Annotated in this window: 15 protein-coding genes; all 15 read left to right on the forward strand. The window is 54.1% G+C overall.

Features of this window, described 5'->3' with window-relative positions; genetic code table 11:
• Window positions 1-98 precede the first annotated feature (98 nt).
• Window positions 99-4103, forward strand: a complete 4005-nt coding sequence (locus Q0688_RS20005; protein WP_299081511.1) for a PLxRFG domain-containing protein — start codon at window positions 99-101, stop codon at window positions 4101-4103.
• 4 nt (window positions 4104-4107) lie between these two features.
• On the forward strand, window positions 4108-4443 hold the full coding sequence (locus tag Q0688_RS20010; RefSeq protein ID WP_299081514.1) for a hypothetical protein: 336 nt from the start codon (window positions 4108-4110) through the stop codon (window positions 4441-4443).
• Window positions 4443-7310 (forward strand): Ig-like domain-containing protein, encoded by a 2868-nt coding sequence (locus Q0688_RS20015; protein WP_299081517.1) that lies wholly within the window; start codon window positions 4443-4445, stop codon window positions 7308-7310. The genes Q0688_RS20010 and Q0688_RS20015 overlap by 1 nt, the downstream gene beginning before the upstream one ends.
• Window positions 7307-7483 (forward strand): hypothetical protein, encoded by a 177-nt coding sequence (locus Q0688_RS20020; protein ID WP_299081520.1) that lies wholly within the window; start codon window positions 7307-7309, stop codon window positions 7481-7483. The genes Q0688_RS20015 and Q0688_RS20020 overlap by 4 nt, the downstream gene beginning before the upstream one ends.
• On the forward strand, window positions 7483-9159 hold the full coding sequence (locus tag Q0688_RS20025) for a hypothetical protein (protein WP_299081523.1): 1677 nt from the start codon (window positions 7483-7485) through the stop codon (window positions 9157-9159). The genes Q0688_RS20020 and Q0688_RS20025 overlap by 1 nt, the downstream gene beginning before the upstream one ends.
• Window positions 9160-9295: 136 nt before the next feature.
• A complete protein-coding gene (locus Q0688_RS20030; protein WP_299081526.1) occupies window positions 9296-9730 on the forward strand; it encodes a hypothetical protein in 435 nt (144 codons plus the stop codon).
• Entirely contained in the window at window positions 9720-10106 is a 387-nt protein-coding gene (locus tag Q0688_RS20035; RefSeq protein WP_299081529.1) for a hypothetical protein, read from the forward strand. Before Q0688_RS20030 ends, Q0688_RS20035 begins: the two co-directional genes overlap by 11 nt.
• Window positions 10103-10600, forward strand: coding sequence for a hypothetical protein (locus Q0688_RS20040; RefSeq protein WP_299081532.1), 498 nt, complete (start codon window positions 10103-10105; stop codon window positions 10598-10600). The genes Q0688_RS20035 and Q0688_RS20040 overlap by 4 nt, the downstream gene beginning before the upstream one ends.
• Complete coding sequence (locus Q0688_RS20045; RefSeq protein ID WP_299081535.1) at window positions 10597-10950, forward strand: hypothetical protein; 354 nt, start codon at window positions 10597-10599, stop codon at window positions 10948-10950. The genes Q0688_RS20040 and Q0688_RS20045 overlap by 4 nt, the downstream gene beginning before the upstream one ends.
• Window positions 10947-11411, forward strand: coding sequence for a M15 family metallopeptidase (locus tag Q0688_RS20050; RefSeq protein ID WP_299081537.1), 465 nt, complete (start codon window positions 10947-10949; stop codon window positions 11409-11411). The genes Q0688_RS20045 and Q0688_RS20050 overlap by 4 nt, the downstream gene beginning before the upstream one ends.
• Window positions 11411-12037 carry a hypothetical protein gene (locus Q0688_RS20055; RefSeq protein WP_299081540.1) on the forward strand — a complete coding sequence of 209 codons (627 nt, stop codon included), beginning with the start codon at window positions 11411-11413 and terminating at the stop codon, window positions 12035-12037. Before Q0688_RS20050 ends, Q0688_RS20055 begins: the two co-directional genes overlap by 1 nt.
• Window positions 12038-12148: 111 nt before the next feature.
• Window positions 12149-12466, forward strand: a complete 318-nt coding sequence (locus tag Q0688_RS20060; RefSeq protein ID WP_299081543.1) for a hypothetical protein — start codon at window positions 12149-12151, stop codon at window positions 12464-12466.
• Between the two features lie 57 nt (window positions 12467-12523).
• Window positions 12524-13849, forward strand: coding sequence for a hypothetical protein (locus Q0688_RS20065; protein WP_299081546.1), 1326 nt, complete (start codon window positions 12524-12526; stop codon window positions 13847-13849).
• A 489-nt stretch (window positions 13850-14338) separates the two neighbouring features.
• Window positions 14339-14890: a hypothetical protein gene (locus Q0688_RS20070; RefSeq protein ID WP_299081549.1), complete on the forward strand. Its 552-nt coding sequence runs from the start codon at window positions 14339-14341 to the stop codon at window positions 14888-14890.
• A 409-nt stretch (window positions 14891-15299) separates the two neighbouring features.
• A partial coding sequence (locus Q0688_RS20075; protein WP_299081552.1) for an integrase arm-type DNA-binding domain-containing protein occupies window positions 15300-16126 on the forward strand: 827 nt, incomplete at its 3' end.

Here is a 16126-nt window from a genome sequence, read left to right on the forward strand (position 1 = left end):
TGTTCGCGCAGACCTTTGCATTCCGTGGTGTTGAATTCGGCAACTGGGTTGAGCAAGGCAAACGCCAATCTGATCTGAACAACACGTTTGACTCGCTGATGGACCTGGCGGCCGTCGTTGACGTACCACCACAGGCGCTCTCACTGAGTGGTGAACTCGGTCTGGCGTTCGGAGCTCGCGGTACCGGCGGTAGGCAAGCGTTTGCGGCTCACTACGAACCTGACGCTATTGCGATCAACCTGACGAAGAAGGCAGGCGCTGGCAGTCTAGGACACGAGTGGTGGCATGCGCTGGACAATTACTTCAACCGTCGTTCGGATGCACCAGGTTATGCATCCGAACGCCCCGCACGAACCATGCGTCCTGAGCTTCAAGAAGCGTTCACCAATTTGCGCAAAGCGATTGTCAGTACCAAGATGGTCAAACGATCGCAAAAGATGGACGGCCGCCGCAGCAAACCCTACTGGGCGACCGAGCGAGAAATGTCGGCCCGGGCGTTTGAAGCCTATCTGATCGCCAAGCTTCAGGACCAGGAGGTATCGAACGACTACCTAGCCAATGTCGTTGATGAGAAGTCATGGGACGCGATGGCCAGTATGGGGATGGAACTCGATAGTTCTTACCCCTACCCCACTATTGATGAAATGCCAACGATTCGAGAGGCATTCGACAATCTGTTCCAGGTCGTTGAAACGAAAGCTGATGGCGACAAGGTCGCACTGTTCAATCTCAGTGATACCAACCCTGAAGAGGCGGACGCGAGTGTTGAGCGGGTTCAAGCGATCGCTGACCAGTTGGCGGCATCCTGGACGAATCGCCCGGAAATAACAGTGCTGCCGTCGTTCGACGATGCGGACAAAAGTATGCAGGCGGATCTGTCACCTGATGCGAAAGGCCGTCCAATGGCTGCCCATCGCGCCGGGCACATATATCTATTTGCTGATGAACTGAAAACCGACCATGCAATCGCAACGAGTCTCTTTCATGAGGCGTTTGGGCACTATGGCATTCAGGGCTTGCTAGGAAAAGATCTAAATGCAGTTATGGATGACGTGGCGAAGCGCCGACCTGCCGCAGTACGGGCCAAGGTAAAAGAGTACGGATGGGATTACCGAGATTCAGCGCTTCGCAGAAAAGCAGCTGAAGAAGTCCTTGCCGAAGCAGCCCAGCACACCCCCGAGCTCGATATAGTGCAACGTGCCATCGCGGCTATTCGGAATTGGCTACGATCGCTTGGTGTGCCTTTAGCTTTGAGCAATCATGACATTATTCAATCGATTATCGAACCCGCTCGAAAGTTCGTGCAATCTGGCGCCCCGAAAGCCGGGCACGGTACCCGTGTGTCGTTTCATCAAGCATCGCCAAACCCGATTGAGCCGAGCGATGCAGCACAGGCGGGCACTGCAGCTCAGATTAGCGATGTTCTTCACCAGGCGTGGAAGAACCGAACGACAAACGGCAAGGCCTTCAAATGGTGGCGGGGTATCAATACCCAGTATCACAAGGCAACGCTCGATGCAGATTTTTCCAAGGTGTTTCGTCACGCTCAGGCGTTCACACAGACGACCAACCGGGTGGCCAACAAGGCAGCAGATATGGCTCCGCATCTACTGCCGAAGCTGGGCAGTATCCGCGACCTAGTCGGCCCAAACCGTCGGAAGGGTCTCAAGCAAGAGGATCAGGACGCAGTTTCAAAGGCATTGTTCTCCGGCACACTGATTGATTCGGACCCAACCAAGGGCAAGGTCTACACGGAGAAGGAACTAGCGGATGAGTTTGGCCTGAACGAAAAGCAGATCGACCTGTACTTCGAAGGACGCAACGCGATCGATACGTCACTGCACGAGATCGCCAAGGCTCACCTTCAGGGCTTGGGCTACGGCCGGATGCCGTTCAAGCTACGCCAACAGATCCGCGATGCCCGGGATATGGATCACGCTATGGAGATCCTTAAAGAAAATCATGAGCATCTGAAAAAGTCCTCCTGGGCCAGTTACGAGCAGATCGAAGCGGCCAAAGAGATGGTCGAGGACGGACAACAGCATGTCAGTCGGGTGCAGGCTCTGATTGATGGCGGTTATGCACCGCTATCTCGCTTTGGTCAGTACGGCGTATGGATCTTCGAAGTCAACGAAGATGCCGAGGAAGGTGATAGCAATATCGAATCGCTTTACTTCAGTGCCTACGATTCACTTGCATCTGCCAATAAGGACGCTGCGGCGCTATACGAGTCCATCAAAGAAGATCATCCGAACGCTATTCTTCAGCAAGGCGTGATGAGCCAGAAGGACTACGAGCTCTTCGCGGGGATCTCGCCCGACACGCTTGAGGTGTTTGGTAGTTCAGCCGGGTTTGATGGCTCACCGGAGTGGCGGGCCTATATCGAGTTGGTTAAATCCAATCGATCAAGCATGAAGCGAATGCTCGAGCGCAAAGGAACGCCAGGCTACAGCGAAGATTTGCCGCGTGTGTTGGCGCACTTTGTGACGAGTAACGCTCGGTCAGTCTCGGCTAGCTACCACATGAAAGACATGCTGGATGCCGCTGAGAACATCTCGCAAGAGAAAGGCGACGTCAAGGATGATGCGATCGCACTGGTTAAATACCTTCAGAACCCGGTTGAAGAGGCAGCTGCCATCCGCGGCTTGATGTTTACGTGGTTCTTGGGCGGATCAATCGCGTCAGCAGCCGTGAATATGACTCAGTCACTCACGATGACGATGCCCTACCTGGCCGTCAAGGATGGCGCACTCGGAGCGGGCCAACGGGTCACAGCTGCGGCGATGGAAGCCCTACGCGGTGCCAAAGACCATGACATGGCCCAAGCACTTGAGAAGGCTGCTGAGGACGGTGTCGTCGAGCCGCAGGAGATCCATGCCCTAACAGCGGAGGTCACGCGTTCACGCGGCAAATCTCTGAACATGCGCAAAGCGTTGTTCGCATGGGGTTACCTGTTTCAGCAAGCAGAGGTGTTCAACCGCAGGACTGCCTTCATCGCTTCGTACAGGCAGGCAAAGGAGAACGGCTCCGAAACACCCTACTTTGACGCCAAGGACGCCGTCGAAGCCACTCAGGGTATCTACTCACGCGAGAACCGCGTCAACATCGGCCGCGGTGCGGTAGGGTCGGTAGTTATGACGTTCAAGCAATACTCAATCGCTTACATTGAATTTGTCTCGCGCCTCCTGTTATACACCGACCCAAAGACAGGGCGTCGCAAGATTAACCCCAACAAGGATGCTCGTAACGCCGGTTTGTTGGCTTTGGGTGTACTCGTTGCGATATCAGGCCTGAGTGGCTTGCCATTCATGGAAGACCTGGATGATGTGATTGATACGCTCGCTCAGGCCGCTGGGTACAACTTCCAAGTGGGCGAAGCCAAAGAACAGTTCATGGCTGATGTGTTCGGCGAGCAGATCAGTGCGCTCATGATGCGTGGTGCTTCGGGTATTCCAGGGGCGCCAATAGACGTTCAGCAGCGTTTGGGGATGGGCAATTTGATTCCTGGTACCGGCGCGTTCTTGAAATCGAATCGCGGGCCCAGTCGTGAAGTGTTGGAAATGCTCGGACCAGCAGCCGGCATGGCCAAGCAACTTGGCAAAGGCACTGAACGTTTGCTGGCTGGTGAGCCTGTTGGTGCGCTCAAATCAATGATGCCAGTTGCACTCACGAACGCCTATAAGGCTTATGATATGGCCACGCTCGGCATGTACCGTGACACACGTGGCCGACGGGTAGTCGATACAAACGGTTTCGAAGCGATTTTTAAGGGCATGGGATTCCAACCAGCCTCAGTTGCAGCAGCTGGTCGAACCGAGTGGCAGGTACAGAGCAAGGTCAACATCAATCGGCGCAACGAAAGTGAGATCGCTGGTTTATGGGCCGAAGGTTTATTTGAGAAAGACGATAGCAAGATTGAGCGAGCACGAAGCCGCCTGACTGCGTGGAACGAAAAGAACCCGCAGTTTCCAATCCGTATCACGCGGAGCCAACTGAAGCGCAGGGTTAAGGCGATGAGCCTGACCAGATCACAGCGTATTAGGAAGGCGGCCCCAAGAGAGATCCGGGCAACTGCGGCTGCGGCATTGGCATCCGACAGGTGACGTCATGCCAGATTTGCAAGCTCAAAGCGCCGAAACGGGCGGGTCCGAGCGTTTACGCTCCCAAAATGGAATACTCCTAACGATGCCGGCGGGCGAAGCTAGCGGTCTTGGCACCGTTGGCCGCATCGCCGCCGCCGGTCAACTTTATAGCGCCGACGACAGTATTCCCGCCGACACGAAGCATTTCCTGCTGGAGGTTGTTGCCGGAACCTGCACAGTTCTCGGGCGCGAGCGAGGCCCAAATGATGAGGTCCTCGCATTGTCGATTGGTCCATTTACCGCTGCCATCCCCTTTACTGTCTCGAGCGGTGGTTCGGTCTACGTCATTACAGGTACGTAATGACCGGCATCGCCTACCTTGGCAACACGATTGGACTTGGAAGAGCCCGTCGCGGTATTAGCTCGGGTATCCACCACTTGGGTACTAGCGGGCCCAGACTGATTTTCACGCCCTCCGCCCCCATCACAGAGCTATCCCCGAACGGCACAGTAGTCGGCACAGCATCAGGCAACGGCGGGCCTGAAAACATCACGTTCAGCGATTGGACGCTCACCGACGACTACAACGGTGCATTCGCCATTGATCCTGTGACTGGCGTGGTAACCGTTGCTGATCCGGCGGAATTGTTGTGCCCGGTGGGCTGGCTCTCGCCCATCCCATTTGAGACTTTTACCGGGACTACGCAACGTTTTGCATGGGTGCCGGGTGGGTATACAGAATTTCAAATTGTCGTTACCCCTAACAGTGGTGGCATCCCTATCCATGTTAGCGAGGTGTTAATGAGTAATATTTATGAAATTCCTGGCCTGCCGGCAGATGGAAGTCAGGTCGTTGTCGATTTGCGATACCGAGTTGACGGAGGGGCTTGGCGAGAGCTGACTGCTATTTTTGTTTCGCATACCACTGTTGCCGAAGCCAATCAGTCACCAACGTCGCCGGCAATCGGCCCTTTGCCTCTCAAACATGACGAGACAATCGAGGTTGACGCAGCGGGCCAATCGGCCGACCCAGAAAACGAAACGCTATTCGTTGCCAAGATCGGGGCGGCGACTGCCGATCTTGGTCAGTGGATTGACATCACTAACGGTGAAGCAAGATTGTTACCGAGCGGTTCAATTGAAATAAGGTCCAATCCTGGGTACTACGGAGCATTGATTATTCCTTATGCCGTTAGTGATGGTGTGAACACGTCGAGTGATGCGAATATTAGTGCCTCAGTCTCTTCTAATGTCTTGACGACACCGGCGCTCTACTTGCCTGGGCCATCGACAACGCTCTTTCGACAAAATCCGTCGTTCCGCTGGACCACTGCTGGAAATGTTGAGTATCAATTACTACTAGGGTCAACGCTCGGCGGTAGCGACTATTTCGATTCTGGTGTTTTGATCAACCCATTCGTGACGCCGACAGGATTGCCTGGGGCTGGCGAAACTGTCTATGCTCGTCTTCTATTCCGCGCGGCGGGAGGCACTTGGTATTGGATAGATACGACATTCACTGCGCGGACGGTCAGTGCTGCGCCAGTAGCTGTACCTGGCTCCGAGGGGCCTTACGCGGTCACGAAAAACATCCTGTTGAATATGCCATTACTGGCGAACGACACCGGCGCGAATCTTTCGATTGTTGCGATAAATCAGTTCACGGCACAGGTGGATGTGCCTATTGTGATCAATAACGGATCGTGCACATTGCGGTCCGATGGAACGGTTGACTACTTACCTAATACGGATTTCATTGGTGAAGATAGTTTCAGTTATTACGTGTCGGCTAATGGTAGTGAGCCTGTTTACTCAGATGTTTATCTGAATGTGGCCGAGGTAGGTGCGCCTACCCCTCCGCCACCACCGGCCCCTGCGCCAGCAGCAACGCCGCCGCCGCAAGTGCGACCTCCGTTAACTCCTGAGACAATCAGTTTTGATCCGGCCCTGGCGCGATATGTTGACCCCAATGGGTCTGATGCGGCAAATGGTCAGAGTGTTTCCAACCCGTGGCGCACACTGGCCTACGCCGCCCAACAGGCTGTGCCCGGCACAACGATCTTTGTCAAATCGGGGACATACACAACCGGTACGATTGTTTTTGCAAGCAACGGAACTAGCGCCGCCCCGATTCGGGTAGTTGGATACCGGGCAAGTCCCGGCGACGCCAATGCATACCGTAGCGGAGAGACGTTTGTAACTATAAACGCCGCAAATGGCCCGGTGCTGAGGGGGGCAACACGAAATTCTGGGCTGATATTCAGTCTTGATAACCGTAGCTATATCGAGCTGCACAATCTGCAGATGACAAACGTCAGTGCGTGCGTCTACGGCACGGCAATGTCTTATTGCCGAATCGTGAATTGTTTCGGTCGTGACTTGGGGGACTTGAACGCTGACTATAACGGGCTTGGAATAAAATTCCATCGCAACTCGCACCACAATGAAGCGCTGAACTGCGTCGTTATAAATGCCGGGGCCGAGGGCATTATGAATCTGGGCGACGACAGTAAGACGGTCGGATGCTTTGTCGCCAGTAATGACAACCAAACCGGCGGTAAGTCATCAACGGATTACTTTTGCTGGACTACAGGTCTTAGAAATTATATCGCCCACAACACTGTATTGCGAGTGGAGCCGCACGATCATGTCGGGCACGGGGTGATCGTTGAGGCTAATCTTGATCCTGGCTACTCAGCCGAAAACAATTTGGTATACAGCAATACCGCTATCGGGTTCGACGGCGGCGCGTTTCAGTTGCGATGGAGTGGCGTGAAGAATAATCGTTTGCTTGATAACGTAGCTAGAGACGGCGGCGGCACGGCATTGATGATTCGGGACGGAGCTGAAGGCAATTCTGTAGAAAATCACACCGGCACAAATATGGCAATCGGTATTGGGTTCTTTGGCGTTGGTGAGGATGGCACCTTTTTTACGCACTACCGGAGTGGAACATCGAACACGATTCTCGATATGTCGCTGACTAACATGACTACGGCGGCAATCTCATTCCACAGCTACATACACAGCACCGCCAACGCGAATGACAACATTATCGAACGCCTTGCTTTGAATGGGGCTACAAGATTGTTCGAGAAGAACCACCACAGCGCCGGCAATATCATGCGGGACTCGACTATCACGGGCGTCCCAGTTCTGATCAATGGCACGTTCGCGGGCGAGGGAACTGGTTTCACGTTTGAGAACACGACCGGGGTTCCGGCATGATGGGTCATACCTGCTATCTGCCGATCACGATTCAAGCAACCGGAAGTGACTCGATTGTTTACACAAAGACTGTGCTGGTTCCTTTGACGGAGCCAGTCTATGTTTCCCTTATTGATTTAGACGGTGCCGCATGGGTTGATCCCGATGGTGCCGCAATTGTGGAGTTAGCGTAATGGCTGATGGACCAGCAGTATTAAGAGCGGGGCGTATCCCTGAAGCATTGGCTGTCGCACTAGATCCGGTCAATCCTTTTTTCGTCAGAGGTTCAGACGGGAAAACCGCATTGGCCAGCTCTATCGCTGCAATTGGAGCAGTGGTTGTTCGGGCTAGAGGCGGGTCACTGGATGACTCAGCGAATATTCAAGCCGCCATCAATGCCAACCCTCACGGCACTGTTCTGCTGCCCGATGATTTATACAACCTCTCAATTGGGTTGATCATTCCAACGGGGCAGACTGCCGCGCTTCGCGGCTCGGGGAAAACGCTGTTATTCGCAAAAACGACCGGTATGGTCGCGGTATGGGTGAAGCGAGATATTACGTATTTGAATGCTCATCGTATCGACGGTTTGCACATATACGGGTCTTCTGCTGCGACCGGCATCACCGGGCTGAGAATTGGCGAGACGACAACAGCAGTCGGGCAACCGGGGTCGCGGCTTAATTCGCATGTCTCGAACTGCATTATTCAGAAGTGCGCAATCGGACTTGATTACGTCGAAATGCTGGAAGGCGTCGTCCAAAATATGCAGATTGTTGATAACGACATTGGGCTAGTAATTACGTCAGGAGTCACTAATGGTGGAGCCAATGCGAATACGTTTTCCGATGTCCATTTGAAATCCAACAAACTAGGGTTGTTTGCGTTAAATAGAGCGTCGTGGGAAATGGCGGGCAACCGATTTGAAGGCGGGTCAATCCAAGGGAGCGAAACCTGCGGAGTCGCGATTATCGGCGCAAGAGATATTGTCTTCGACGGAACTCATTTAGAAGCAAATACTGTTGATGCAGTGACGCCTAGCATTACTTACGAAGGTGAAATCATTCCGCGAATGTCCTGCTACGTAAAGAATAGCGCGATGGAGCTTAACAATGTATATAACGCTGAGACTGCAAGCCCTTCCATATCTCTAGTCAATTCCACTTTAAGGCATAAAAACATGGGTGCTGGTGGTTCCCTTATCGCCAGTCATGTCGTTGCAGACTCGGACTCGTATGTAGAGTACGACGGACAGCAGCGTCATCACGGGTACTGCACGGGACCGGTGTCACGCTGGCCGACTGGAATAGCGATAGATCAGCCTAACGGTTGGGCGATTATGGGGTTGCCGGTCACGTATGACACAACGTTCCCGCCCAATTTATATAACCAAGCAGACTCTCAAACCCCAGCTTTTGTTTCGGTTGCGGCTGAGGCAACGGTAAACGCGAACATCGTTGATGATTTCGTCGGCGCGGCTTCCAGTATTACTTTCGGGTCGGTGGTTGGCTCAACGTCCGTTAATAGGTTTTTGTTCGTTAATTTTCCTGACAATTTGGCTGTTGGCGATTGGGGCATGGTTTCGTTTTTGGTTAAATCAACTGTCGCTGATGCGCAAATAAAGTTTGCTTTGGTAGGCACCGGGAACGTGCCGTTTGATGCAGTGGTTGGTACTGAGTGGAGGCGCATATTTATCGCCGTTAAAGCAACGGCATCAACGTCTGTCCAAATATTTGTGTACCCGACTGACACAAAAGGCGCAACGCTGAACTTCTCAAGAATGCACTGCTATCGAGCAGTGTCAAAAGACGAATGGAAAACAGCCTCTAGTCTTTTGTTGTCTGGCGCGTACACGCCGAAAACGACTTAATGCTATGAAAACGCTTGACCGGACAGGAAATGACCGAGCATGAATTCCGATAGCGATGTTCAACGGACATGATCAGTTCCCGTCCTATCTCCGCATCCAGTTATTCCGTCTACTTCAATTTGTTAGAGATGGTCATATGAACGACAGCGTAGTCAGAATATTCAGCTTTGCGGGATTGGCTAGGCTCTTCCCAACGTTGCAGGTAGCGACTGTTCTGGGCTTGCTGGCTGAGGGCCGTCTGACCGACTCGCTTACCTATCGTCTTTTTGCTGGAGATCCGTTCGCATTAGTTCTAGCCGGGGTAATGGCTCTAGCGCTGATGTTCAGTTGGTTTGAATGGACTACTTTTATTCTCAAACTTTGCGACGACTTAGACCTTCATTGGAGGGGCCGGCCGGCGATAGTGATGGGCATTTGCTTGATGGTTTTGTCGGGTGCATCACTCGCCGCACCACCCTACTCGCCGACACTTGCCGTTAACTACCTGCTGACGGGCATATTCTCTGTCGTTCTTGGCTGGCGATTGGCAACTCCCGCTGTCAGGGTGCGGAGTGCGCTGCATGGCTACTGAGGCGATTGGAAAGGGAATTGCAGCGAGCGCTGCCGTCGGGGTTGTGGCAACGAATCAATTCGTGCTCGACTTCACTGGACTGCCGTGGTTTTCGATTTTCATTGCTGTGATGATCGCCGGCGCTGGCGGTGGCGTTCACAGCCTCAAATACCTCGAACTGCCGGACGTTCCTCTCAGATTTTATCTTAGAGATATTGCCTACGGCATGTTCGCCGGACTGATCTCAATCTTGTTTGCCGGTCTTTTGTCTGAATTGGGGTGGGTCACTCTTGGGCGCTATGGAACACTCGGTCTCGCGGGCGTCGGGGGCTACTTGGGAAAACCGTGGCTGGACAAGTTGGGCGGCAAGTTACTCAATTACGAGGTGAAATCATGACGAACTTGCTTCTCTCGTTTTTACTTGCAGTCCTGATGATGAGCGCCGCCTCTGGGCAGGAACCGCCCGAGCACGGCAAGTGGCAGACGATCGAGCATCCCACCGCAACCGAATTGATTGTTAGTAGTACCGGCGGTTCATTCGGCGTGATCTGCAACGACTCAGGGTGCAATTTTTTTCTGGAGCCGAATTCCGGATGCGTTCCGTTCGTCAGATATCCGATTCTGATTAATTCCGTGAGACGAATGGGAGTGCTCAACACAAAATGCGTACTTCTCCAATCTGATAGCTCACCGCGACTTGTATTGTTGCTGTCAGACAAGCAGCCGCTGATAAATGCGATGCTATCCGAAATGGACATCAGCATCGCATTCCCTGAGCAGGCAGGCGGCATGACTGTGATCGATGCGCCGATGACTGGTACTCGTGAACTACTTTCCGGTGTCATGCCTGACTTACCCAAAGCACCGGCCAAAGTGGATGCGGTGATATGAAATTCTTGGGCATAGGGTTTTACAACCCTCGGACCCACAGCATTGTTGGTGAGCCGACTCCGATCAAAGACAAGATTGCCAAAACCAAGATGCAAGTGGCGTTCACTGCATCCTTTTTCGTACTGATTGTCTACGTCCTCGGCGAACTTGTGCTAGTGGCTGCCAATGCTTATTGGCCTGATTTGAGCCTCAAATTCTCTGTTAGTTATGCCAACTCAATGGAAAACCTTGCCCTAATGGGCTTCACTCTTTTGCTCGGCAAGGCATCCGACAGGGCGGATGTTAAGGATGAGGTTAGAAGGGAAATAGAGTCCCAGAGATTCGGCGGCGGGGCGGAGATTGACAAATGAAGCGCAAATACACTCGCGCCGACTTTCAGATGTCCCGTAGCGATCGGGACCGTCTCAAGGGCGTTAAGCCGGTGATGATTCGCCTGGCAGAGCGTATCTATCGTTTGTTTCCTCAGCAGTTTGACCGGCGAATCCTTCGGCTACGTATTGATCCACGCGGCGGGAAACGAACACGGGCGGTGCAGAGACTGCTATTCGAGACTGGCGCGTCCAAGACTATGGACAGCGCTCATCTCAAAGGCGAAGCCATTGACTTCGTTATACAGATCAAGATCAATGGACGATGGGAGCCGATCTGGGAGAAGCAACTGTACGTCCAGCTCTACCACGAGGTCATTGCACCGGCTGCTGAAGACATTGGTATCGCCATCCGATGGGGTGGCGATTGGGATGGTGACCTGGCGAGTAACGATGAAACGTTCTTCGACGGTCCCCACGTCGAACTAAAGAGGGCTGCGTAATGGCTCTCGGTGCAACTATCTCCGTATGGCTTGCCAAAAAAGGTCTGAGTAAATTCTGGCCGGTCCTCAAGTACGGCATTCCAGCATTGATAGCGGTTGTTCTGACATCGTGGGCATTCATTTGGCATCAGGGGAAAGTCGATGCCGTTCACCAGACGATCACGGACTTGAGAAAAGAGCTCGTAACTGCAACCGACGCAACGCGGGATGCTGAAGCCGAGCTTGCGCGATTCGAACTTGCCAATGCTCAGGCTCACCTGGCTGGCCAGGAGTACTACTTGGAGAAGGTAGATGAACAGAAACGAATTCTGCGCTGGCGGAGTAATCGCCGAGCCGAGGCTGATCAGAAGGCCCTTAGAGAATCGCAACGTGAAAGCGAAGCGCTCCGGATCAACTTGGTGGCCGCACAGGACGCTATTGATGGCCATGTCTGCACTGTGCCTGGCGCTCTTGGGCGGGTGTGGAACAACGCTATGGGGCTCCAAAGAAGTAGCAGAGCGCCCGGTGATCATCGCCACGCCCCTGAAGTGTCCGAAGCCCCTGGAGCCGGATTACCCACCAGCGGAGTTGATGCTGCCACCGGGCGCGTTGATTCCTCACCCGGAGAAGGACTCCCCAATGACTGAGTTCGCCCGCGACGCTACTGCCAACTTCTCCGAGTACCGAACGGTCAGACGTCGATTGATCATGCTGCAGACCTACATTCGAAATCAGCGCAAAGAAGTACCGGGGGATCTATGAGCGACGAACTCGATCCCTACCCTTGCGGTCCGAAGTCCTGGCCAGACCGAATGCGGAAATGGCTATCACCCGATTGGGTGAAGCCTGGATGCTACTTGCATGATGATGGCTATGTGGGTGGCGATCGCAAGCTTGAAGACGCGCAGTTTAGGCGGCGTCAGTTCGAAGGGGCGTTTGGCGATAAGGCCGGAGAAGGACATGTCTGGCGCGAGATGTATGCGTTCGCTCAAGGGATGGGTGTGACGTTTCTGGGCTGGATGTTTAAGAAGGCACGCAAGCCTTTTTGGAAAAAGAAATTTTGGAAGAAATGGTAGTGGACGGCACGAAAGCCATCCGGACGCGGTCAGGTACCGATTCCAACCATGTGGGTAATGAATGAAGCATTGAACCGTGAAGTCGCCACTGCGATACAGGGATCAACAGAGACAGAGCGGATCGGGCAAATCATTAGCACGATCATTGCCAGGATTGGAAACCCAACGGTTGAAATCCGTGATGGCAGCGGGGTGCTCGCGAGCCATACGTGGCCCAGTAGCCTGTCGGCGGATGACACTGGCTTTAGGCTGCCTGCGACCACTCCCTCAGGCACCAATACCGGGATCGATCCCGCGACCGTAGGCTTAACCGCGACGGTGCGAAGTGCAAGCGGGATCTACGTTCTAAGCACATCGAGCGTGGGTGATGCTCAAACGGATGATGTGGTGATCCCGGAGGCCTTTGCCAACGGTGAAACGGTGCCTTTCGCAGTCGTCGGGCTGATAGAGCCTGTATCGAATCTCGGCGCCGCCCCGACGCCAGCACCACCACCAGCGCCCACACCAACCCTTAATACTGTCGACACTATTATCTCGGATATGACAGGTAACAACGACCTCACGATTCTTGGTGTCGTTGACAACCAGGGCAATCCGTTTCGATGGCAGCTGAATCCGACGCCCGCCCAGATAGGGCATGGAGCGCGAGCAAGAGGTAGTGCAGCCCCTCAGTGGTGGCTGAACAGTGGTGATGTGCCTGCAGAGTTCAAAGACGACGATCTATGGAACGCTTTCACCCAATGGTTTGTCCTGTTCGAAGGTCAAGGCAACTCAAGCGATAACGTCCGAATTGAAGCCCGCAACTGTTACGCCTACTACCTAAGCAAGGCTACTGGAAACTGGGTCAAGATAGATGAGACCGCTCAAGCCACGGCATACCGCGTGACGAAGAACGCGTTGCAATGGGCCGGAACACTTTCCAGTGAAGACCTTGTGCAGGTCACAGACGGGCCGACCTCCGTGCGCGTCAGGCCTTCACAGGCGTACATCACACACGGCGAATGGGACCCCCGTGATGTCCCCGAAGATCCCATTCGAGCAAGCATCGCTGCCTTCGCCGACGATATCGACGCCATCTTTGTCACGCTCGAGGCTCGGATGGTCAAGCACGATTCGAACATTTCGGGGAGCCTGGCTAGTACGGCGATCTGGGGATTGCAATCGGGCGCTGACTATTGGCCGGAACTTGATACTCAGATTGAAGTGTTGGGTGCAAACGCCGGTGTTGGTCTGTCTCGCACCAAGCGGATCCTAGAAACCTGGCAGCCCTTCAACTTTTGCACGATTGAGGGACCACGGATTGACGGCACTGCCATCCCCACTGATTTGTATATCACCCAGCAGCAGTTGCGGGATAACCCACCACCGCTGGATGGTAGCTAAAGGCATTCGGACGAGGCCCGGATAAACCCCGTCTGTAGCGACGGGCGGATCGCTCTTCCCCTTCCCGCCGGCGCCGTTGAGATCGCCGGTGGGTTTTCTCAACCATCAGGACGATGAAATGCAGCCCAGCCACGTACGAAGCATTGGCGATTACACCCGAAGCGAGTTCCCAGAGTTCCAGGAGGACTCAATGACGCGCGATGGCACCCCCTACAAGGTAGTCGTGCTCGCTGAGTACGTGCGACTTCGTGGGGATATTCACCCCAGAGACCTACTCAACGGCGCCCGGGTCAAGACTATTGCTGAACGCCAGGCGGACCACCTAAAGTTACTTTCGAAGTTGCTGTCGGGAAAGATCAATGATCTCAAGCACAGCGAGCACCAACGGCGGTTAGCGGACCTTCGAAACGTATGGGCACCCCTGGGCGGTGGCATGTTGATCGGCGGACTAATTGTGTGGGCTCTCACAGCCCTCTAACGGAGACATCAGTGGCAGACCCTACAACCCCGAATGAGCGGTTTCAACAAGCGCTGCTTGACAACTTCATGCTGCAGGCCCGCGAGGTCATCACTGAGGCGTCAGGCGATACGCGCTTCAATATTTTGGCGAGCGAACAGCGAGTGCTCCGCGCATTAACGTTGCAGATCGATCGCCTCGATGCCATCGAGAAACGAATGGCAGAGATTGCCGCCCTGCCCCCGCCTGACCCGGTGCTCGTACCAGTACCTGTTCCAGCACCAGTCGTGAGCCCGGATGGCATGGAGATCTCTGATATCGATACTGCACTGCACACCCTATCAGGCGCTGAATGGAGTATCAGTGCTGGCCGCCAGGTGCAGATAGCGGGCGTTCCGATGACCAACACCAAACATGTGGAGCGCCTGGTCTACAAAGACAGCACGATCTATCACTATGCGTCGGGCCCCTACTACGGCTGGTATCGCTGGGATGAAGCGCCACCCCGATGGACGAAGTCGCTAGACCCACTGGCCGCGAGTCGTGTCAAAGTTGGCGGTGAACTGTCAATCGCAATGAATTGAATGCAAGGTGTCTCCTCCATGCGCATCCTGCGCGATGGATTTGCCCGGCTCCGGCCGGGTTTTTTGCGGGAGCACTCTGAAACACTACACGGCACCTAATTCGTTTGATGCCAAAGTGATCAAATCGGGATCCAGAAAGGAAGGCATTTCACGTGAAACCGCTCTCCCCGGCTCGACTGTGAGTCCCGCTCTCTCCGCCAACGACTTATCTACCGTTGGCTACGGCAAACTCCCAAGCACCATAGAACACCTTGTTTTGCGGCATTAGGTGCTAGACTGCCGTCGACTAACCACCAGGAAACTCTGCCAAGGTCGACACCAAACCCTGACGAAGTGATCAAATTTCATCACCCAGCCGTTGGCATGTGATCACTTCTGAGGACTCGCAGTCAGACCGTGGCACCCAGCGATGCCTACACAACTGGTTAACAAGCTCACCGTGGCGGCCGTTCGAAAAGCGCAGCCGAAGGACAAACCGTACACGCTATTTGATGGCAAAGGCCTGCATGTTTTGGTCGCGGTTTCGGGCTCAAAAACGTGGCGGTTGCAGATCACATTTGAGGGCGTGAGACGACCGATGTCGATCGGTGTCTACCCTGCGATGACACTTGAGAACGCGCGCACGAAAGCCGAGCATCTTCGTGCATTAGCTGCTCGAGGAATTGATCCCCGCCCTGCCCGTCACACACCGATGGCTGAACTCAAGGAAGCGACTGGGGCAACCCCCTTCGACCAACTGGCCAAGGATTACTGGAAAGGGCGTGCTGGCTTGAAGTCAGGTTACTCGGAGACGGTCTTATCAGCGCTCGAGTCTTACGCTTTCCCGTTTCTGGCTGGCATCCCGGTCGATACGATTGACAGGCGCCTGGCGCTCCGTCCGTTAGAGATCCTGCACAAGCAAGGCAAGATGGAGTACCTGAAGAAGGTGCGTGGTTGGACCAGTCAGGTGTTCGAGTATGCGATCGAGATAGGCGAAGCGACCAACAACCCGCTGGGCGGCCTGAACATCAAGCGAACGTTCGGTACCGCGAAGAAGAAGCCCCAACCACATGTGCCGCAGACTGAGGTGGGCGAACTCTGGTCACGGTTGGCCATGGAGCCCGATGATGATTATGGAGTGATTAACCGGGAGTTATCCGCACAGCAAGGTAAGCAAAAAAATAACCAGCAAGCGCTCATTGCGCGCAGTGATAACTCTGCACAACGCTGTTATCAATACGGTGGTGATAGTGCACT

Origin of the sequence: uncultured Paraglaciecola sp., from assembly GCF_937123705.1 — a bacterium.
In the GTDB taxonomy this organism is placed as follows: Bacteria; Pseudomonadota; Gammaproteobacteria; order Enterobacterales; family Alteromonadaceae; genus Paraglaciecola.

Excerpts from the sequence above, each read along its gene's own strand:
- Q0688_RS20010 (WP_299081514.1), top strand. The coding sequence starts at position 4,108 with ATGCCAGATTTGCAAGCTCAAAGCGCCGAAACGGGCGGGTCCGAGCGT.
- Q0688_RS20020 (WP_299081520.1), top strand. The coding sequence starts at position 7,307 with ATGATGGGTCATACCTGCTATCTGCCGATCACGATTCAAGCAACCGGA.
- Q0688_RS20045 (WP_299081535.1), top strand. The coding sequence starts at position 10,597 with ATGAAATTCTTGGGCATAGGGTTTTACAACCCTCGGACCCACAGCATT.
- Q0688_RS20050 (WP_299081537.1), top strand. The coding sequence starts at position 10,947 with ATGAAGCGCAAATACACTCGCGCCGACTTTCAGATGTCCCGTAGCGAT.
- Q0688_RS20040 (WP_299081532.1), top strand. The coding sequence starts at position 10,103 with ATGACGAACTTGCTTCTCTCGTTTTTACTTGCAGTCCTGATGATGAGC.
- Q0688_RS20055 (WP_299081540.1), top strand. The coding sequence starts at position 11,411 with ATGGCTCTCGGTGCAACTATCTCCGTATGGCTTGCCAAAAAAGGTCTG.
- Q0688_RS20060 (WP_299081543.1), top strand. The coding sequence starts at position 12,149 with ATGAGCGACGAACTCGATCCCTACCCTTGCGGTCCGAAGTCCTGGCCA.
- Q0688_RS20030 (WP_299081526.1), top strand. The coding sequence starts at position 9,296 with ATGAACGACAGCGTAGTCAGAATATTCAGCTTTGCGGGATTGGCTAGG.
- Q0688_RS20035 (WP_299081529.1), top strand. The coding sequence starts at position 9,720 with ATGGCTACTGAGGCGATTGGAAAGGGAATTGCAGCGAGCGCTGCCGTC.
- Q0688_RS20005 (WP_299081511.1), top strand. The coding sequence starts at position 99 with ATGGACCTGGCGGCCGTCGTTGACGTACCACCACAGGCGCTCTCACTG.
- Q0688_RS20015 (WP_299081517.1), top strand. The coding sequence starts at position 4,443 with ATGACCGGCATCGCCTACCTTGGCAACACGATTGGACTTGGAAGAGCC.
- Q0688_RS20025 (WP_299081523.1), top strand. The coding sequence starts at position 7,483 with ATGGCTGATGGACCAGCAGTATTAAGAGCGGGGCGTATCCCTGAAGCA.
- Q0688_RS20065 (WP_299081546.1), top strand. The coding sequence starts at position 12,524 with ATGAATGAAGCATTGAACCGTGAAGTCGCCACTGCGATACAGGGATCA.